14 protein-coding genes are annotated in these 19,295 nt (G+C 61.1%); 5 read left to right on the forward strand and 9 right to left on the reverse strand.

The window, feature by feature from the left end:
* Nucleotides 1-341: 341 nt before the first annotated feature.
* The 5 genes from hydA to PQQ86_RS13125 form a co-directional block, all read right to left on the reverse strand.
* Entirely contained in the window at nt 342-1,793 is a 1,452-nt protein-coding gene (hydA, locus tag PQQ86_RS13105; protein WP_408267303.1) for a dihydropyrimidinase, read from the reverse strand.
* Nucleotides 1,794-1,868: 75 nt separating this feature from the next.
* Complete coding sequence (locus tag PQQ86_RS13110; RefSeq protein WP_408267306.1) at nt 1,869-3,383, reverse strand: NCS1 family nucleobase:cation symporter-1; 1,515 nt, start codon at nt 3,381-3,383, stop codon at nt 1,869-1,871.
* 124 nt (nt 3,384-3,507) lie between these two features.
* Nucleotides 3,508-4,842: an NAD-dependent dihydropyrimidine dehydrogenase subunit PreA gene (preA, locus tag PQQ86_RS13115; RefSeq protein WP_408267309.1), complete on the reverse strand. Its 1,335-nt coding sequence runs from the start codon at nt 4,840-4,842 to the stop codon at nt 3,508-3,510.
* A 67-nt stretch (nt 4,843-4,909) separates the two neighbouring features.
* Nucleotides 4,910-6,259, reverse strand: a complete 1,350-nt coding sequence (locus PQQ86_RS13120) for an NAD(P)-dependent oxidoreductase (RefSeq protein ID WP_408267312.1) — start codon at nt 6,257-6,259, stop codon at nt 4,910-4,912.
* A gap of 136 nt (nt 6,260-6,395) precedes the next feature.
* A complete protein-coding gene (locus tag PQQ86_RS13125) occupies nt 6,396-7,676 on the reverse strand; it encodes a Zn-dependent hydrolase (RefSeq protein ID WP_408267315.1) in 1,281 nt (426 codons plus the stop codon).
* Nucleotides 7,677-7,978: 302 nt separating this feature from the next.
* Between PQQ86_RS13125 and PQQ86_RS13130 the strand changes: the two genes are divergently transcribed.
* Complete coding sequence (locus PQQ86_RS13130) at nt 7,979-8,743, forward strand: TetR/AcrR family transcriptional regulator (RefSeq protein ID WP_408193885.1); 765 nt, start codon at nt 7,979-7,981, stop codon at nt 8,741-8,743.
* 77 nt (nt 8,744-8,820) lie between these two features.
* On the opposite strand, the gene boxA is transcribed toward PQQ86_RS13130, so the two are convergent.
* From boxA to PQQ86_RS13150, 4 genes are all read right to left on the reverse strand, one after another.
* The gene (gene boxA / locus PQQ86_RS13135; protein WP_408267318.1) at nt 8,821-10,065 is read right to left on the reverse strand and encodes a benzoyl-CoA 2,3-epoxidase subunit BoxA; all 1,245 of its coding nucleotides are present in this window, start codon (nt 10,063-10,065) and stop codon (nt 8,821-8,823) included.
* A gap of 65 nt (nt 10,066-10,130) precedes the next feature.
* On the reverse strand, nt 10,131-11,558 hold the full coding sequence (boxB, locus tag PQQ86_RS13140) for a benzoyl-CoA 2,3-epoxidase subunit BoxB (RefSeq protein WP_408267321.1): 1,428 nt from the start codon (nt 11,556-11,558) through the stop codon (nt 10,131-10,133).
* 97 nt (nt 11,559-11,655) lie between these two features.
* Entirely contained in the window at nt 11,656-13,326 is a 1,671-nt protein-coding gene (boxC, locus tag PQQ86_RS13145) for a 2,3-epoxybenzoyl-CoA dihydrolase (protein ID WP_408267324.1), read from the reverse strand.
* Between the two features lie 117 nt (nt 13,327-13,443).
* Nucleotides 13,444-14,448: a helix-turn-helix transcriptional regulator gene (locus PQQ86_RS13150; RefSeq protein ID WP_408270262.1), complete on the reverse strand. Its 1,005-nt coding sequence runs from the start codon at nt 14,446-14,448 to the stop codon at nt 13,444-13,446.
* A gap of 186 nt (nt 14,449-14,634) precedes the next feature.
* On the opposite strand from PQQ86_RS13150, the gene PQQ86_RS13155 reads away from it, so the two are divergent.
* From PQQ86_RS13155 to PQQ86_RS13170, 4 genes are all read left to right on the forward strand, one after another.
* Complete coding sequence (locus tag PQQ86_RS13155; protein WP_408267327.1) at nt 14,635-15,114, forward strand: DUF4863 family protein; 480 nt, start codon at nt 14,635-14,637, stop codon at nt 15,112-15,114.
* 8 nt (nt 15,115-15,122) lie between these two features.
* Nucleotides 15,123-16,721 (forward strand): 3,4-dehydroadipyl-CoA semialdehyde dehydrogenase, encoded by a 1,599-nt coding sequence (locus PQQ86_RS13160; protein WP_408267329.1) that lies wholly within the window; start codon nt 15,123-15,125, stop codon nt 16,719-16,721.
* 95 nt (nt 16,722-16,816) lie between these two features.
* The gene (locus tag PQQ86_RS13165; RefSeq protein ID WP_408267331.1) at nt 16,817-18,409 is read left to right on the forward strand and encodes a benzoate-CoA ligase family protein; all 1,593 of its coding nucleotides are present in this window, start codon (nt 16,817-16,819) and stop codon (nt 18,407-18,409) included.
* Nucleotides 18,410-18,417: 8 nt separating this feature from the next.
* The gene (locus PQQ86_RS13170) at nt 18,418-19,248 is read left to right on the forward strand and encodes an alpha/beta fold hydrolase (RefSeq protein WP_408267334.1); all 831 of its coding nucleotides are present in this window, start codon (nt 18,418-18,420) and stop codon (nt 19,246-19,248) included.
* Nucleotides 19,249-19,295: the final 47 nt, after the last annotated feature.

Consider the following 19,295-nt stretch of genomic DNA (forward strand, 5'->3'; position numbering starts at 1 on the left):
AAAGTTTGCTACGTCAGTTGCATGGTTTTGTGTGCGGCATCCCGCCGGCGGTCAGACCCGGCAGAGTGGGCGGACTGTAGCAAACGGTTTGCGTTTTTACAAAGGATCAGGTTTCCGATCAATATGCGCTTGCGTGCTAAGCGGACAGCCAAGGTGGCTCATACAGCATCGAATTCGACTCTACAGCAGATATGGGAGGCGCGGCATGCATCGCACCACGGAACATGTGCCGGGCGCCATCGGGGAAAACGCGGGAGGGGTATCGCCGCGGCGAACGCGCGGCGTTGAAAAATAGTCGGTACGGGCGGCGTTGCGAGGCCGCCCGTCAGTTTGCAAACGGCTTACCGTTCCACCGGATGCGGCTCCTTGCGCTTGTTGGCCACCCGGATCGCGTCGAAATAAGCCGGATTCGGCGGGCGCTTCAGATAACGCCCTGCGCCGCGCACCGCCCGCAGTTCGCCATTGGTCCATGCCAGCGCGCCGCGCGTGAGCGTGTGCATCGCCACGCCCTGCACCGTCATGCCTTCGAACACGTTGAAGTCGACCTTCTGGTGATGTGTCTTCACCGAAATCGTCTTACTTGCCTGCGGATCCCACACGACCAGGTCGGCATCGGCACCCACCTGGACCGCGCCTTTACGCGGATACAGGTTGAAAATCTGCGCGGCGTTCGTCGAGGTGATGCGCACGAATTCATTCGGCGTGAGACGCCCCGAATTCACGCCGTGATGCCAGAGCACGGCCATACGATCTTCGACGCCACCGCAGCCGTTCGGGATCTTCGTAAAGTCCTCCCGGCCCATCGCCTTCTGCGACGCGCAGAACACGCAGTGATCGGTCGCGGTGGTGTGCAGCTGGCCCGCTTGCAACCCCCGCCACAATGCTTCGCGATGCTCCGCGGAACGGAACGGCGGGCTCATCACGTGCGCCGCCGCGCGGGTCCAGTCGGGATCGCGATACACCGCTTCGTCAATCACCAGATGACCCGGCAACACTTCACCGAACACCCGAAGACCTTCGCTGCGGGCACGCGCGATCGCGTCCACCGCATCTTTCGAGGACACGTGGACGATATACACCGGTACGCCTAGCACCTGTGCAATCCGAATCGCCCGATTGGCGGCCTCGCCCTCCACTTCAGGCGGTCGCGACAACGGATGCGCCTCCGGTCCCGTAAATCCCTTGGCAAGCAACTGACGCTGCAGCTGAAACACCAGTTCGCCGTTTTCCGCATGCACGGTGGGCAGCGCGCCGAGTTCGAGCGAGCGCGAAAAGCTGTTCACCAGCACTTCGTCGTCGGCCATGATCGCGTTCTTGTAGGCCATGAAATGCTTGAAACTCGATACACCGTGTTCATGCACCAGCGTGCCCATGTCGCGATAGACCGAATCGTCCCACCACGTCACCGCAACGTGAAAACCATAGTCCGCCGAAGCCTTTTCAGCCCAGCCGCGCCATTCCTTGAAGGCCTCCATCAGCGATTGCTTCGGGCTCGGAATCACGAAGTCGATGATGCTGGTCGTGCCGCCGGATAGACCCGCGGCCGTACCGGTGTAGAAATCGTCGCTGGCCGTGGTGCCCATGAACGGCAATTCCATATGCGTATGCGGATCGATGCCGCCGGGCATCACATACTGCCCGCCCGCATCGACGATCGTGGCGCCGGCCGGCGCCTCCAGGTCTGCTCCGATCTGCAGGATCGTGCCGCCGTCCTGCGGGTCCGCACACAACACGTCCGCACGATACGTGTTCTCCGCGTCGATAATCGTGCCGCCGCGAATCAGGGTCGTCATGGTGCCGCCTCCTTATGAACTGCTGGTTTCGGTGCTACGTACTTCATTTACTTCGTGCGTGGCTGATGGACTCACTCAGGCACTCGCCACGCGCGCACTCGTTCCTTTGCTCAGCTTCATCCACGCGCTGTATACGATCGACGCCAACGCGAGTCCGACAAACCACGCATACGTATAGAGCGTGTTGAAGATCGCCGGCACATTCGGGAACGATGCCGGAAACGCGGTATGCAAAAAGCCTGGCAGATTCGGCAGCACGCCGATTACGAGCGCCACCACCGCGCCGATATTCCAGCCGCCGGTGTAGCTGTACTCGCCATGCTCGTCGAACAGTTCGCGCGGGTCCAGCCGTGTGCCGCGAATCAGGAAGTAGTCGACCATCAGAATACCCGCTACCGGACCGAGCAAAGCCGAGTAGCCGACCAGCCATGTGAAGATATAGCCTTGCGTGGTGGCGAGAATTTTCCACGGCATCATCACAATGGCGATGGTCGCGGTAATCATGCCGCCGACGCGATACGAAATACCCTTCGGCCACAGGCTCGAAAAGTCATAGGCCGGCCCGACGAGATTCGCCGCCAGATTGCAGCACATCGTATCGAGCGTCAGGATGATCAGTGCAAGGCCGACGCCGATGCCGGTCATGCGGCTCGTCAGATCGATCGGATCCCAGATCGCCTTGCCGTAGATCACCACGGTCGCCGACGTCACCACCACGGAGATCACCGAAAGCAAGGCCATCGGCACCGGCAAACCGATCGACTGGCCGATGATCTGGTCACGCTGCGTTTTGGCAAAGCGTGTGAAGTCGGGGATGTTGAGCGCGAGCGTCGCCCAGAAGCCCACCATCGCCGTGAGGCCGGGCCAGAAAGTCACCCAGAACATCCCTTCTTTCTTGCCGCCCGGCACGAACTGCGACGGCGCCGACAACATCGAGCCGAGACCGCCCGCCTTCGAGGTGGCCCACCACACCAGCGCAATACACATCACGATCTTGATCGGCGCGGACCAGCTTTCGAGCCAGCGAATCGAATCGGTGCCATGCACAATGAAATATATCTGCAGCGCCCAGAACACGAGGAAACACGCGAGCTGCGTGAGCGAAATGTCGAGGAACGGCAAGGCCGCGCCGTGCAGCGCGTTGCCGGTGAGAATGTTCAGCAGCGTGTAGATCGCGCTGCCGCCAAGCCATGTCTGAATGCCGTACCAGCCACACGCGACGATCGCCCGCAGCATCGCCGGCAATTTCGCACCCTGCGTGCCGAAGGAGGAACGCACCAGCACTGCATACGGAATGCCGTGCTTCGCGCCCGCATGCCCGATCAGCAGCATCGGCACCAGCACGATCAGATTGCCGAGCAATACCGTTGCCACCGCCTGCCACGGCGACATGCCCTCCTCCGTCAAACCGGCCGCGAGCATGTACGACGCGATGTTCATCACCATCCCCACCCACAGCGCGGCGAAGTGATACCACCGCCACGTGCGCTGTGCGACGCCGGTCGGCGCAAGGTCGTCGTTATAAAGACTGCTGCCCTGCGCGCCGGCCGCAAACTGCGGATCGACGGGTGGTTGCACTGTCTGCTTCATCGAAAGATCTCCACTGATCGTTGCGGCCCGTGCGGCTTCTGATGGCGCGTCAGGCCTTGAGGGAAAATTACAGGTTCAGCACAAGCGCCTCGCTTCGTTTCTTTTCCTACAGGACGCTCGCATTTCAGGCTGCTTTTGCTGCGTGGGCATGGGCATGCTCGGCAGTTTCAGCCGCGTCCAACGTGCCGCTTTCGCCGGCATCCACCCGTGCAGGGTTGTTCGGATGCGTGGTCCAGTTCGCGTATTCGCCACTGTCCACGCGCTCCATCGTGATGCACTGCTCGACCGGGCACACATGCATGCACAGATTGCAGCCGACACATTCGGAGTCCATCACTTCAAAATGCCGGACGCCATCTTTTTCTTTCATGATCGCCTGGTGAGCGGTGTCCTCGCACGCGATATGGCAGAGGCCGCACTGGATGCATTTGTCCTGATCGATGCGCGCCTTGATGTCGTATTTGAGGTTCAGGTACTTCCAGTCGGTGACGTTAGGTACGGCGCGGCCGCGAATGTCGTCGAGCGTCGCGTAGCCTTTTTCGTCCATCCAGTTCGAGAGGCCGTCGGCGAGATCGGAGACGATGCGGAATCCATAGTGCATCGCCGCTGTACAGACCTGCACGCTGCCCGCACCGAGCACCATGAATTCGGCCGCATCGCGCCATGTCGAAATACCGCCGATGCCGGAGATCGGCAGATTCGGCGTTTCGACGTCGCGCGCAATTTCGGCCACCATATTCAGCGCGATCGGCTTCACCGCCGGACCGCAATAGCCGCCGTGCGTGCCTTTGCCGTCGACCATCGGCAACGGCGACATCGCGTCGAGATCGACCGCGACGATCGAGTTGATCGTGTTAATCAGAGACACGCCGTCCGCACCGCCTTTATAGGCCGCACGCGAACCGAGGCGGATGTCGCTGATATTCGGCGTGAGCTTGACGAGGCAAGGCAGCTTCGAGCCTTCCTTGACCCAGCGCGTGACCATCTCGATGTACTCGGGCACCTGGCCCACTGCCGCGCCCATGCCGCGCTCACTCATGCCGTGCGGACAGCCGAAATTCAATTCCACCGCATCGGCGCCGGTGTCTTCGACGAGCGGTAAAATCCACTTCCAGTCGCGTTCGTTGCACGGCACCATCAGCGAGACGATCATCGCGCGATCCGGCCAGTCGCGTTTGACCTGCGCGATTTCCTTAAGGTTGACGTCGAGCGGACGATCGGTGATCAGTTCGATGTTGTTCAGGCCCGCGATGCGCTGCCCATTCCATTGCACCGCGCCGTAGCGTGAGCTGACGTTCACCACATGCGGGTCGAGGCCCAGTGTCTTCCACACGACCCCGCCCCAGCCCGCTTCGAACGCGCGGTTCACGTTATAGGCTTTGTCGGTCGGCGGCGCGGAAGCGAGCCAGAAAGGATTCGGCGATGTAATGCCGGCAATCGTACAGCGGAGATCGGCCATGTTCGGCTCCTTGGGGACTGCTGTTTTATCTTGGTGTGATGCTTGGCTTAAGCGGCTTTGTGCGGTCTTACGCAGCTTTGACTGCCGTGCGGGCGAACTGGGCGTCAATCGCGGCGGCGGCAATCTTGCCGTCCTGCACTGCTTGCACCGTCAGATCGACCCCTCCCGTCGCCGCGCAATCGCCACCGGCCCATACGCCTGGCAACGAGGTTTGCCCGTCTGCATCGACCGCGATACGACTGCCGTCCAGCGTCAACAGTTCGCGCTCGATACCGACCGGCACCAGCGTCTGCCCGATTGCCTTGAGCACCATGTCGGCTTCGACCACGAAGCGCTCCTGACTGCCATCGCCTAACGTGCGCTCGAATTCGACACCCGTCACCACGCCGCTCTCTCCGATCAAACGCATCGGTTTTGCATGCGTGACGAGCGTGACGCCGCTGGTCTGCGCGAAATCGCGCTCGGCCCACGTCGCGCTCATCGACTCGACGCCGCGCCGATACACCATCGTCACCGAGGTCGCGCCGAGCTTGTGGCTTTGCACGGCGGCATCCACTGCCGTATTGCCACCGCCGATCACAACAACGCGCCGCCCCACCGGCACTGTGCCGAAGTCGCTCGCTGTGCGCACCTGTTCGATGAAATCGACTGCGTTCATCACGCCGCTCAGGTCCTCGCCTTCCATCGCCAATGCGCGCACGCCCGTGAGACCGATCGCGAGGAAGACCGCATCATGCTGTTTGCGCAGCGCGTCGAGCGCCACGTCACGTCCAAGCGCGACGCCATTTTTTATCTCGATGCCGCCGATCGAGCACAACCACGCCACTTCGCGCTGCGCAAAATCATCGACGGTTTTATAGGCAGCGATACCGTACTCGTTCAGGCCGCCTGCTTTGTCGTGGGCGTCATAGATCGTCACGTTATGGCCGGCCAATGCAAGCCGATGCGCACACGCAAGTCCGGCCGGTCCCGCACCAACCACCGCGACATGCCGACCGGTTTCGGCTGCGCGTTTGAACAGCACCTCGCCGCGCGCCATCGCCCAATCGGTCGCATGACGTTGAAGCGCGCCGATCGCCACCGGCTTCGCATCCTGATGGTTGCGCACGCAGGCACCCTCGCAAAGAATCTCGGTCGGGCAAACGCGCGAGCACATGCCGCCCAGCGGATTCGCCGACAGAATGTCGACGGCCGCGCCTTTCAGATTGCCGTTGCTGATCTTGCGAATGAAACTGGGAATGTCGATCTGCGTCGGGCACGCGTTCACGCACGGCGCGTCGTAACAGTAGTGACAGCGGCTCGCTGCTGCGGCCGCGGCACTCGCGTCGAGCAACGGTGCGATATCGGAGAACTCGCACGAGAGTTGATCGGCCGATAGGCGCTGAGGCGCAATATCGCCGGTTTGCTTGATGGCCATACACGTTCCTTCTTCGATGTGAGGACGTAGCCGGTCCCGCCGACTGCGCTGAAGCGGAGCCGGGGCGGCATGTTTTATGGGCACTACGGTGAGGCTAGGGAATTAACCAAAACCCGCTACAGCTACCGCTAAAGCGTTATGAAACCGGCTCGCACGCTCGTCCGAGCATGGCGTGCAGCAAGACGTTCGCGCCCGCTTCGATCCATTCGAAGGTCGCGTCCTCGATCTCGTTGTGACTGATCCCGTCGACGCACGGCACGAACACCATCGAAGTCGGCGCGACTTGCGACAGATAGCAGGCGTCATGTCCTGCGCCTGAAACCATGTTGCGATGCGGATAGCCGAAGCGTTCGGCCGCTGCGCGTACCGACTTCACGCAGGCTTCGTCGAAAGCGACGGGCGCGTAGTAAAAGATCTGTTCGAGTTCGGTTTCCAGACCGATGGCGCTGGTGATTTTCTCCACGCCCTCGCGTAACGCGGCATCCATTTTCGCGAGTACCGCGTCGTCCGGATGACGGAAGTCGACGGTGAAGAACACGCGGCCCGGAATCACATTGCGCGAGTTCGGATAGACCTGCATCATGCCGACCGTCGCGCAGCCGAACGGCGCGTTATCCAGCCCGATGCGATTGACCAGATCGACCACGCGTGCAGCGCCCAGCAATGCATCGCGACGGCGCGGCATCGGTGTCGGACCCGCATGCGCCTCCTGTCCCGTCAGCGTGATTTCGTACCAGCGCTGACCTTGCGCATCGGTCACCACGCCAATGGTTTTGTGCTCGGCTTCGAGAATAGGCCCTTGTTCGATGTGCAATTCGAACGCGGCATGCAAGGGACGTCCGCCGCAAGGCAGATCGCCCGCATAGCCGATACGTTTGAGTTCCTCGCCGATGGTCTTGCCGTCCACGTCTTTGCGCGAGAGACCGTAATCCAGTGTGAAGACGCCAGCGAACACACCCGAGGCGACCATGGCGGGTGCGAAGCGCGAGCCCTCCTCGTTGGTCCAGATCACCACTTCAACCGGATGCTCGGTCTCGATGCCCTGATCGTTCAGACTGCGGATCACTTCGAGTCCGCCGAGCACGCCGTAGATACCGTCGAAGCGGCCGCCGGTTGGCTGCGAGTCCGCATGCGAGCCGGTCATGACCGGCAACGCATCAGGGTTGCGCCCGGCGCGGCGCATGAACACATTGCCCATCTGATCGACACTGACCGCGCAACCCGCTTCTTTCGCCCAACTGACGATCAGGTCACGCCCCTGTTTGTCGAGGTCGGTCAGCGCCAATCGGCAGACGCCGCCTTTGGGCGTCGCGCCGATCTTCGCCATCGTCATCAGGCTGTCCCACAGCCGCTTGCCGTCGACCTTGATCGACGTAGCGGGTTCTGCGTGCTTCAGCGCTTCGGATACCGCGTTCATTCGTCTCGCTCCTTTCGGTGAACCGACATGAAACTGGTGCATTGGCGGCGGGTTTTGGGGCGTGGCCGCACGGCGGCGGTGCACACTCCATGTCTCCGATCGCCTTTTATACAGAGGGCAAACCCTGAGGCATATCCCGCCCCCTCAATCCTGTCCAGTTGGACAGGTTGTAGACGATTAAGCCCGCCAAATCAATACCTTTCGTACGGTGGGAAACATAGCGAGAAGCGTGCCATTGCACTGCAGCACGCATTTTTCGACGGCCTAGAATGCGCGTGTCCCTCCGCGCTCAAACGACTAGAATGAAGCGCGACGCGGCACACATGCCGACGAAGGCCAACATGAGAGACGACAACGTGGCTGCCGACATCACGGAAAACGACGAGACACAGGACGAAACTCGCGCGCCTTTGCGGCGGCGCAAGGCGCACATTCGCGAGTCGAATGAAGCGCATTTGTTGGCGTGCGCCGAAGCGGTTTTCGCCGAGCGAGGACTCGACGGAACCAGCACGGCGATGATCGCGGAGCGTGCAGGCTTACCGAAAGCTAACCTGCATTACTACTTCCCGACAAAGCTCGCGTTGTACCGGCGTGTGTTGGAAGACCTGTTCGAAGACTGGCACCGTGCGGCGGATACGTTCGAATGCAGCGACGATCCGGTCGAAGCGATTGGCGGATACGTACGCGCGAAAATGGAGTTGTCGCGCCGCCGGCCTTTAGGCTCGAAGGTGTGGGCAAGCGAGATCATTCACGGCGCGGAGCATATGGAGGACATTCTCACGGGGCGCGTGAAGCCGTGGCTGGACAGCCGGGTAAAGGTCATCGACGACTGGATCGCACGCGGGTTGCTGGCGCCGGTGAATGCGCAAACGCTGATGTACATGATCTGGGCGACGACCCAGCATTACGCCGACTTCGATGCGCAGATTCGTGCGCTTAAAGGCAAACGCGCGCTGACGCAGAAGGCGTTTGAGGCGACGACGGAGGAAGTCGTGCAGTTGGTGATTCGTGCGTGTGGCGCGGTATCGCCGGCGCAGCACGAAGATGGCGCGGATCCGTCGAGATAAAAAAGCCCGGCTGCGTTTTTTAAAAAGCAGCCGGGCCTTCGCACCGCTGTGTGATGCCTCTCTCGAGCCTTAGCGGCTCAATACGTCTCCAGATGCAGCCGCCCTTCCCGCTTCAGCTTCATCCATAACGCGTCCCAATCGAGCTGGTGCTGTTCGCCAATTTCCTTGAGCGCTTGCAGCACGCCGTCTTCCATCCCCTTCAACCCGCACACGTAGATATGCGTGTTGTCGTCCTTGAGCATCTGCGCGACATCAACCGCGCGCTCGCGCATCGCATCCTGCACATAGCGTTTTGGCTGACCCGGCGTGCGCGAAAACGCCAGATTCGTATCGATGAAATCCTTGGGCAGATTCGTCAGTGGTCCGAAATACGGCAACTCTTCTTTCGTGCGCGCGCCGAAGAACAACATCAGCTTGCCGGTTGCGCCTTTCAGACGACGCCGCCTGCGATATTCGGTCATCGCGCGCATCGGCGCCGAGCCGGTGCCCGTGCAAATCATCAGCAGATGCGAGTTCGGATGATTCGGCATCAGGAAGGTACCGCCGAACGGGCCGATCACGCTGACCACATCGCCCTTCTTCAAATCGCACAGATAATTCGAGCACACCCCATCGAGCGCGTCGCCGTGCTGCTGGGAAACACGCTTCACGGTGAGAGAAACATTGTTATAGCCGGGACGTTCGCCATCGCGCGGGCTCGCAATCGAATACTGCCGCGCGTGATGTGTGCGGCCATCGGCGGTCGCGCCCGGCGGCAGAACGCCGATCGACTGCCCCTCCAGCACAGGGAAAGGCATCGAACCGAAATCAAGCACGATGTGATGGATGTCGCTATCGGTCGAGCCGTCGGTAAGCCGGTAGTTGCCGACCACCGTCGCGGTAGTCGGCGCCTTGTGCGTGTAGAGATTCACGTACGGTTTCGCCGCGGACCACGGCGGGACGACCGACCCACGCACGGTATCGACTTCAATACCACTTGCATCCGTCGGCGTATCGCCTGACGCTCCGGCTGCGGCCGATTCATCTTCCGCAGCAGGTACTGCCATCGTGTTCTGCTCGGGCAACACGTCCCATTTGAACTGCTCGTCGATAGAATACGCATCGGCTTTCAGCACGGTGCGCCAGTTATCGATCGAGCCAGTCGGACACGGTGGCACGCACGCCATGCAGCCGTTGCAGACATCCGCCTTGACCACATAATTGTTCTCGTCGTGCGTGATCGCATCGACCGGGCAAGTCTCTTCGCAGGTATTGCAGCGAATGCAGATTTCCGGATCGATCAGATGCTGCCTGAGAACTTCGATCGATACTGGGCCATTCATGACTTCCTCCACCAGATATTCGTGCGAATACAACGCCGCACGCCGCACGTTTTCAATTGCCGTGCTCAGTTAAAGCGCACGTATTCGAAATCGACAGGCTGACGGTTCACGCCCATTGCCGGCGGCGCAATCCAGTTCGCGAATTTGCCGGGCTCAGTGACGCAGCCCATCAGCGAAGCAACATACGCGCGATCTTCCGGCGTGGCGAGCCACTTCGCTTCATTGGCGGCCCATTCGGTCTCGCTGATCACACGGCCGTCCGGCGACACACGTGTGTTCGCAAACGTGCCGATCTGCCGATTAAACGCTTTATGCGGCACCGTCATGCGGAAATCGATGCCGGCCTTTTCGAGCACTTTGTTCCAGCGGGCGACGCCCGCCACCGAATCTTTGATGTAGTCGTCGCGCAGCACTTCATTCATGGCATTGAGCATCGGCACTTCTCGCTCGACCAGTTTGCCGTCCTGCACGTCGAGCAGCTTATAGCTTTGACCGTTCAATTGATGATCGTCGTCGCGCTTGTTCTCTTCATAGCGGCCCTTCAGGCCCGAGCTGTAGAACGTGGCCGCATTCGAAGAATGATCGGCGCCGAACAGGTCGATCGTCACCGAGTAGTGGAAATTCAGATAACGCTGGATAGTCGGCAGATCGATCACACCGGCCGCGCGAATCTTCGCGACGTCGTCCGTGCCCAGTTCGTTCATCACTTGCGCCGTGCGCTGGATCACACGCGACACACCCGATTCGCCAACGAACATGTGATGCGCTTCTTCGGTCAGCATGAACTTCGTGGTGCGCGCAAGTGGATCGAAGCCCGACTCAGCGAGCGCCGACAACTGGAACTTACCGTCGCGGTCGGTGAAGTACGTGAACATATAAAACGCCAGCCAGTCCGGCGTTTTCTCATTGAAGGCGCCGAGAATGCGCGGATTGTCTTCGTCGCCCGAACGGCGGCCGAGCAGTGCTTCCGCTTCCTCGCGACCGTCGCGGCCGAAGTAACGGTGCAGCAGGTACACCATCGCCCACAGGTGGCGGCCTTCTTCCACGTTCACCTGAAACAGGTTCCGCAAGTCGTACATCGACGGAGCGGTCAAACCCAGATGCCGTTGCTGCTCAACCGAAGCCGGCTCCGTATCGCCTTGCGTGACGATGATGCGGCGCAGATTCGCGCGATGTTCGCCGGGCACGTCCTGCCACGCGGCCTCACCCTTGTGCTCGCCGAAATGAATCTTGCGATCCTGGTCGCCGGGCGTGAGGAAAATGCCCCAGCGATAGTCCGGCATCTTCACGTGATCGAAATGCGCCCAGCCGCCCGCGTCGACGCTCACCGCCGTGCGCAGATACACGTCATAGCCATGCGAGCCTTCCGGGCCCATATCGCCCCACCACGACAGGAAATTCGGCTGCCACTGTTCAAGCGCACGTTGCAGTGCACGGTCATCGGCTAGATTGACGTTGTTCGGAATCTTTTCGCTGTAGTTGATCGTAGACATAGTCGGTTCCTTAGTCGGAATACAGAGCTTGCGGCTGAGAGGCACGTATCAGGCAGGGGGCGTCGGTTTCAGTTACGTTGCGCCGCGTCGGAAAGCATCAAACGCGCGAGACGTCGAATTGCGCCTTGCTGCCTTTGCCGTATACCTTGAGCGCACCCTTCTCGCCCACTGCGTTCGGCCGGTTGAAGATCCAGTTCTGCCATGCGGTGAGACGCCCGAAAATACGCGTCTCCATCGTTTCCGGGCCGTTGAAGCGCAGATTCGCTTCGAGGCCGGTCAATGCATCCGGCGACATCGCCGTGCGTTCCTCCAGCGCGATGCGGATTTCGTCGGCCCAATCGATATCGTCGGGAGACGCGGTCACGAGACCCAGGCGCTCGGCCTCGACAGGTTTGATCGCCTGGCCGATCTTCGAGCGCACAGCATCAAGCGGTTCGGCTTCTTCATAGAAGCGACGAGCAAGACGTGATTGATGCGTGACCATCGGATAGAGACCGAAGTTGACTTCCGACAGCGTGATCGCTGGTTCTTCGTCTTCGTTGCTCGGCAGTGCCGCCATATAGCTGCGGTCGCAGGCAAACGCGAGTTCCGCGAAGGTGCCCGCAAAGCACGAACCCGGCTCGATCAGCGCGAACAGCGAACGCGACGACACGTCGATACGTGCCAGCGTGCGGCGCAGGAGGCCGATGGTCTCGCGCACGAACCAATGATCCTTGTGCTGCATCAGCGTGGCGTCGGTAGCGAGCAGGTTACGGGCATCGCCTTCGGTCTTGAAGACCCAGGTGCCGACCTCGAGTTCGTTGGTGCGCATCGACAGGATCGCGTCGTCGAGTTCACGGGCGAACTGCAGAGGCCACCAGCTCGTGCCGGCGGCGACGATCGCGTCGATCTCCGTGGGTTGTCCGGCTTGCGGCGCTTTCGCCGTGAAGGTGGCGATGCGTTTCGCACGATCGATCGTAACGTCGAGCGTTTTATAAGTCAGGCCGTCTTCGCGGTTGGTGCGTTCGATACGCATGAGCATGACGCCTTGTGCGTCCGACGGGCGATCGCTTTGTTCGGCGAGTTCGAGCGCGCGCGCCTGAATCGTCTGATCGAACTGATTCGGCTTCACGACTTCATCCACGAGACGCCATGCTTTTGCCCGTTCGCCGCGAATACCTTCGACCACCGTACAGAAGATGTCCGCACGATCGTGACGCACCTTGCGTTTGTCTGTAACACGCGTCAGGCCGCCCGTACCCGGCAGCACGCCCAGCAGCGGCACTTCCGGCAGCGAAACCGACGACGAGCGGTCATCCACCAGATAGATCTCGTCGCAAGCGAGCGCGAGTTCGTAACCGCCGCCGGCGCATGCACCGTTCACGGCGGCGAGAAACTTCAGACCTGAATGACGCGACGAGTCTTCGAGGCCGTTGCGCGTTTCGTTGGTGAACTTGCAGAAGTTGACCTTCCACGCATGCGTGGACAGACCCAGCATGAAGATGTTCGCGCCCGAGCAGAACACGCGGTCCTTCAGGCTCGTCAGCACTACCGTTTTGACTTCAGGATGCTCGAAGCGGATGCGCTGTATCGCGTCGTGCAGTTCGATGTCAACGCCAAGGTCGTACGAATTCAGCTTCAGCTTGTAGCCGTCCCGGATCCCGCCATCTTCGGCGATATCGATGCCAAGGGTCGCGACAGGACCGTTGAAACTCAGCTTCCAATGCTTGTACTGCGAAGGATCGGTGCGGTAGTCGACCGGCGCGATTGCGGTTTCTGCTGTGGACATGGGGCGTCTCCTGACTGGACGATGCAAAACTTGTTTTTTGAACAATAGTGCATCGACATCCCCTAGTAAAGCACTTTAGTGCATGTTTGCTAGTAAACCCTAGTCTCGCACCGCATTTCAGCTCACCCGCGCGTCGTCCGGCGATTCTGCCGCGAGCCTTGCAGCGAGCCGGTCGCGCAGCTGCAAATAGGCGTCTGCCAAGGTTTTTTCGCTGGTGTCGAAGGTCATGTCGGCGCGGCCGTATAGTTCGCTACGCCCCGCCAGGATGCGCTTCAGGTCATCCATCGCCTCCTTGTTGCCGGACATCGGCCGCAAGTCACCTTGCGCGACGACGCGGCGCATATGCTCTTCCGGCGTGGCCTGCAGCCATACGGTAAAGCAGTGCGACAGCAACGCGTTGAAGGTGCCCGACTCCGACACCAGCCCGCCCGGAGACGCGATCACGGCGTGCTCGTGCTCATGAATCACCGCCTCCAGCGCGCGGTGCTCGTAACGCCGGTAAGCGCTCGCACCATAAAGCGAATGAATCTCCGACGGCGGACAACCGGCGAGTTGCTCAATCACGCGCGTCAGCTCGACGAACGGCACTTTGCGCTCCTGCGCCAGCATCCGGCCGAAGGTCGATTTGCCTGCCCCACGCAAGCCGATCAGCGCGATCCGGTCCTTGCGATGCGGGTCGCGCGGCGCCTGCGCGAACATCTCGGCAAGCGCCACGCGGGCGCGCTGCAGCGCCGCCTGGTCGCGACCCTGCAGCAGTTCGCGGATCAGCAGCCATTCGGCGGAAGCCGTCGTTTCGTCGCCGATCACTTCGGCCAGCGGGCAGTTCAGCGTCGCCGCGATCTGCCGCAACACCAGCACCGATGCGTTGCCCACGCCCGATTCCAGATTCGCGAGATGACGCTCCGACAAACCGGTTTCAGTCGCCAGCGTCTTGCGCGTCATGCCGCGGCGCGCGCGCAGCAGACGCACGCGATCGCCCATCGCCGTTAGAAAAGGATCGCGCTCCTCGCGCTCCGCCCCACGCTCAGCCCCGCCGTCGGCCCCGCGGTTGGCTCCAGCGGCGCGGCCCGCGTCCTCATCGGCAGGATCGTCCAGCGGCGCAGAAGAGTAATTTTGATTCATGTTTAACTGCCCATTGAATACGTTACATGTACTATAGTGCTTGACAGGGTTCTGGTGAACAGTTAATTTTCGCCAAATATTGATCCAATAACAAACGCTGTCGAGGTTTTTCGGCGGCGTCACGGAGACGGCGCAATAGCACGCATGAATTAAGGTGCGTGCTATTGCGCCGATCTGGAGGCTTGCATGTCCCCACACGACTTTCAACGCCTGATTGCGGGCGTGACAGAGCAACTCGCCGGCCGGCCGCTCGACGGCACGCTGAGCACGTGGCTCAACGACACGTATCCCACGGACGGCGCGACCTTCCGCGAGCTGGCCGATGCCTGCCGCACCGGCGTGGCCGAAGGCTGGCTGTGCAATCGCGAAGGCGGCGGCATTCGCTATGGCCGGATCTTCAAGGCCTTGCCGGAAACCCACGGCTTTTCCGTCGACGTGGTCGATATGAAGGATATTGCCGGTCCGCATCATGTACATCCGAACGGCGAAATCGATCTGATCATGCCGCTCACCGAAGGCGCCACCTTCGACGGTCATCCGGCCGGCTGGTGCGTGTACGACCCCGGCAGCGCGCATCGACCGACCGTTGCGAATGGGCAGGCGTTGGTGCTGTATCTGCTGCCGCAAGGCGCGATCGAATTCACGCCCACCTCACCTTCCGCCTGAGGCTCGCCATGACCGAACTATTGAAAAACTACGTTGCTGATCAGTGGGTCGCCGGCGGCGGTGAAGGCGTCACGCTGACCGATCCCATCACCGGCGAAGCGCTCGTGCGCGTGTCGAGCCAGGGCCTGGATCTCAACCATGCATTTGGTTTCGCTCGGGAAGAAGGCGGCGCTGCCCTCCGTGCGCTGACCTATGCGCAGCGCGCTGCGCGTCTTGGCGAGATCGTCAAACTGCTGCAGGCGAAGCGCGACGACTACTATGCGATCGCAACTGCGAACTCGGGCACCACGCGCAATGATTCGGCGGTCGACATCGACGGTGGCATCTTCACGCTGTCGTACTACGCGAAACTCGGCGCGTCGCTTGGTGATGTACATGCGCTGCGCGACGGCAATACCACTTCGTTGAGCAAGGACCAATCGTTCGGCGTGCAGCACGTGCTCACGCCGACGCGCGGCGTCGCGCTCTTCATCAATGCGTTCAATTTCCCGTCGTGGGGCTTGTGGGAGAAAGCCGCGCCCGCACTGCTATCCGGCGTGCCCGTCATTATCAAACCCGCCACTGCGACGGCATGGCTCACGCAACGCATGGTTGCCGATGTGGTCGACGCTGGCATTCTGCCGCCCGGCGCGTTGTCCGTCATCTGCGGCAGTTCCGCAGGTCTGCTCGATCAGATTCAGGCATTCGACTTGGTGTCGTTCACCGGCTCAGCGGAAACCGCCGCGACACTGCGTGCGCATCCGGCCGTCATTGAGCACGGTGCGCGTATGAATGTCGAAGCCGACAGCCTCAACAGCGCAATTCTCTGCGCCGACGCAACACCCGACACGCCAGCCTTCGAACTATTCATCAAGGAAGTGGTGCGCGAAATGACCGTGAAATCCGGTCAGAAATGCACGGCGATCCGGCGCGCATTCGTGCCTGAGGCATCACTCGAAGCGGTGCTCGACGCACTCAAAGCAAAGCTCGCGAAAATGACCGTCGGCAATCCGCGCAACGAAACCGTGCGGATGGGTTCGCTCGTGAGTCGCGAGCAATACGAGAACGTGCTGGCCGGCATCGCCGCGTTGCGCGAGGAAGCGGTGCTGGCATACGACGGCTCGTCCACACCGTTTATCGATGCCGACGCAACGATTGCGGCTTGCGTTGCGCCGCATCTGTTCGTGGTCAACGATCCCGATAACGCAACGCTGCTGCACGACGTCGAAGTATTTGGACCAGTGGCGACCGTGGCGCCCTATCGCGTCACAACTGCGGCAAACGGCGCCCTTCCCGAAGTGCACGCCGTCGCGCTCGCGCGACGCGGCCAGGGCTCGCTCGTCGCGTCGATCTATTCGAACGACGACGCGCATCTCGGCAAGCTCGCACTGGAACTCGCCGATTCGCATGGACGCGTCCACGCAATCTCGCCCTCAGTCCAGCAGAGTCACACCGGCCACGGCAACGTAATGCCGATGTCGCTGCATGGTGGGCCGGGCCGCGCGGGTGGCGGAGAAGAACTCGGCGGGCTGCGTGCACTGGGGTTCTATCACAGGCGCTCTGCTGTTCAGGCATCGAGCGCTGCAATCGAAGCACTGACGCAAAACACCCATTTGCCCGCAGCATAGCGGCGCGAGACAAGCTTCACGCAATCAGACAGTGAGCATCGAGCGGATCAAGAGCAGATAACTGCCAGACCGCCCCCACCCGATGGAGGAGACATATGGAAGCCCTACTGGAAACGGCTGCGAGTCGAGCCGCCCCGACTGTGGAACCGCCGCCCGCGGTATTCAATTTCGCGGCCTACCTGTTTGGACTGAACGAAGCGCGCGCCGCCAAGACCGCCTATATCGACGACACCGGCACCACCACCTACGGCGAACTCGAAGAACGGGCCCGGCGCTTCGCGAGCGCATTGCGCACACTCGGCGTGCATCCGGAAGAACGCGTGCTGCTGGTGATGCTCGATACCATCGAACTGCCGATCGCCTTTCTAGGCGCGCTCTATGCAGGCGTCGTGCCGGTCGTCGCGAACACGCTGCTCACCACCGCCGACTATGTGTACATGCTGACGCACAGTCACGCACGCGCCGTGATCGCATCCGGCGCATTGCTGCCGAATGTCACGCAGGCGATGGATACCACCGAACACGACGGTTGCCAGTTGATCGTTTCACAGCCGCCTGAAGGCGAGCCTTTAGCAGCGCCGTTGCTTAAAGATCTGCTCGATGCAGCTACGCCAGCTATCAAGGTGCCCACGACCGGTTGCGACGATATTGCGTTCTGGCTTTATTCGTCCGGCTCGACGGGCAAACCGAAAGGCACCGTCCATACGCACGCGAATCTGTACTGGACCGCCGAGTTGTACGCGAAGCCGATTCTTGGCATCGTCGAAAGCGATGTGGTTTTCTCGGCAGCCAAATTGTTCTTTGCGTATGGTCTGGGTAATGGTTTGACGTTCCCGCTTTCAGTCGGCGCTACGGCCGTTTTGATGGCCGAGCGTCCCACCGCCGACGCGATTTTCACGCGCCTCGTGCGGTATCGCCCGACCATTTTCTATGGCGTACCGACGCTCTACGCGAGCATGCTCGTCTCACCCAACCTGCCGGCGCGCGCGGATGTCGCGATGCGCGTGTGCACATCGGCGGGCGAAGCGCTGCCGCGCGAAATTGGCGAGCGCTTCACCGCACACTTCGGCTGCGAAATTCTCGACGGCATTGGCTCGACCGAGATGCTGCATATCTTCCTGTCGAATCGCACGGGCGAAGTCGAATACGGCACCACGGGCCGCCCCGTGCCCGGCTATGAAGTCGAACTGCGCGACGAAGCCGGTCATGCGGTGCCCGACGACGAAGTCGGCGATCTGTTCATCAAAGGACCGAGTGCGGCACTCATGTACTGGAGCAATCGCGAGAAGTCTCGCGCGACGTTCCTTGGCGAGTGGATCCGCAGCGGCGATAAATACCGTCGTCTCGCGAACGGCTGCTACGTGTATGCGGGCCGCAGCGACGACATGCTGAAAGTGAGCGGTCAATACGTATCGCCCGTCGAAGTGGAGATGGTCCTGGTGCAGCACGACGCGGTGCTGGAAGCCGCGGTGGTCGGTGTCGATCACGGCGGCCTCGTGAAGACCCGAGCATTCGTGGTGTTGAAGCGTGAATTCGCACCGTCTGAGATACTCGCGGATGAGTTGAAGAATTTCGTCAAGGGACGGCTCGCGCCGCACAAGTATCCGCGCGACATCCTGTTCGTCGACGATTTACCCAAAACCGCCACTGGCAAGATTCAACGCTTCAAACTGCGCGAACAGTCATAAGGTGATCCATGCAGAAGCCCGCAACCGCAACCCATGCTAGCGAATTCGCAGAACTGCCCGCCACGGCATCGCATGGGCCGTTGCGCATCGAATATCGCTGGGTGAATGAAGCGGCGGCCAATGCACCAATCGCCGTCTTCCTCCACGAAGGACTCGGTTCGATCTCGATGTGGCGCGACTGGCCGCAAGCTTTGTGCGAGCGGCTCGGCATGCGTGGTCTCGTTTATTCGCGACCCGGTTATGGCCTATCCACACCGCGTGCACACGACGTCAAATGGCCGGTCGAGTTTATGACCGCGCAAGCGCGTGACATTCTGCCCACTTTGCTCGATGCGCTCGATATCGGCAAGCAGGAACGCAAGCGCATGTGGGTGATCGGCCATAGCGACGGCGGGTCGATCGCGCTGCTCTACGCGGCGCAGCATCCGGATGAATTGGCCGGCGCGGTAGCAATCGCACCGCATGTATTCGTCGAGGACATCTCTGTGGAAAGCATCGCGCAGACCAGGCAGCTCTACGAAACCACTGATCTGCGCAGCAAGCTAGCCCGCTATCATGCAGATGTCGATTCTGCGTTCTATGGCTGGAACGATATCTGGTTGAATCCGGCGTTCAGGGAATGGCGCATCGTGGATGAACTCGCCGCCATCAAGCAACCTTTACTCGCAGTGCAGGGCCACGACGACAACTACGGCACCATGGCGCAGATCGATACGATCGGCGAGCGCGTGCCGCATGCGCAATTGGTCAAGCTCGACGCGTGTGGACACTCGCCACATCGCGATGCACCGGATGCGCTAAATGATGCCATTGCGGCGTTCGTTGCAAAACAGCGCTAGCCTGAAACGATCGCACCAAAACGCCGTACAACTGCGCCGCCTCCGGC

The organism is Paraburkholderia sediminicola, from assembly GCF_046026675.1.
In the GTDB taxonomy this organism is placed as follows: domain Bacteria; phylum Pseudomonadota; class Gammaproteobacteria; order Burkholderiales; family Burkholderiaceae; genus Paraburkholderia; species Paraburkholderia sediminicola_F.

What these genes read in the sequence shown, in the direction of transcription:
- hydA (WP_408267303.1), bottom strand. Translation starts at nt 1,793, where the DNA reads ATGACGACCCTGATTCGCGGCGGCACGATTATCGACGCGGAGAACACG.
- PQQ86_RS13110 (WP_408267306.1), bottom strand. Translation starts at nt 3,383, where the DNA reads ATGAAGCAGACAGTGCAACCACCCGTCGATCCGCAGTTTGCGGCCGGC.
- preA (WP_408267309.1), bottom strand. Translation starts at nt 4,842, where the DNA reads ATGGCCGATCTCCGCTGTACGATTGCCGGCATTACATCGCCGAATCCT.
- PQQ86_RS13120 (WP_408267312.1), bottom strand. Translation starts at nt 6,259, where the DNA reads ATGGCCATCAAGCAAACCGGCGATATTGCGCCTCAGCGCCTATCGGCC.
- PQQ86_RS13125 (WP_408267315.1), bottom strand. Translation starts at nt 7,676, where the DNA reads ATGAACGCGGTATCCGAAGCGCTGAAGCACGCAGAACCCGCTACGTCG.
- PQQ86_RS13130 (WP_408193885.1), top strand. Translation starts at nt 7,979, where the DNA reads ATGAAGCGCGACGCGGCACACATGCCGACGAAGGCCAACATGAGAGAC.
- boxA (WP_408267318.1), bottom strand. Translation starts at nt 10,065, where the DNA reads ATGAATGGCCCAGTATCGATCGAAGTTCTCAGGCAGCATCTGATCGAT.
- boxB (WP_408267321.1), bottom strand. Translation starts at nt 11,558, where the DNA reads ATGTCTACGATCAACTACAGCGAAAAGATTCCGAACAACGTCAATCTA.
- boxC (WP_408267324.1), bottom strand. Translation starts at nt 13,326, where the DNA reads ATGTCCACAGCAGAAACCGCAATCGCGCCGGTCGACTACCGCACCGAT.
- PQQ86_RS13150 (WP_408270262.1), bottom strand. Translation starts at nt 14,448, where the DNA reads ATGAATCAAAATTACTCTTCTGCGCCGCTGGACGATCCTGCCGATGAG.
- PQQ86_RS13155 (WP_408267327.1), top strand. Translation starts at nt 14,635, where the DNA reads ATGTCCCCACACGACTTTCAACGCCTGATTGCGGGCGTGACAGAGCAA.
- PQQ86_RS13160 (WP_408267329.1), top strand. Translation starts at nt 15,123, where the DNA reads ATGACCGAACTATTGAAAAACTACGTTGCTGATCAGTGGGTCGCCGGC.
- PQQ86_RS13165 (WP_408267331.1), top strand. Translation starts at nt 16,817, where the DNA reads ATGGAAGCCCTACTGGAAACGGCTGCGAGTCGAGCCGCCCCGACTGTG.
- PQQ86_RS13170 (WP_408267334.1), top strand. Translation starts at nt 18,418, where the DNA reads ATGCAGAAGCCCGCAACCGCAACCCATGCTAGCGAATTCGCAGAACTG.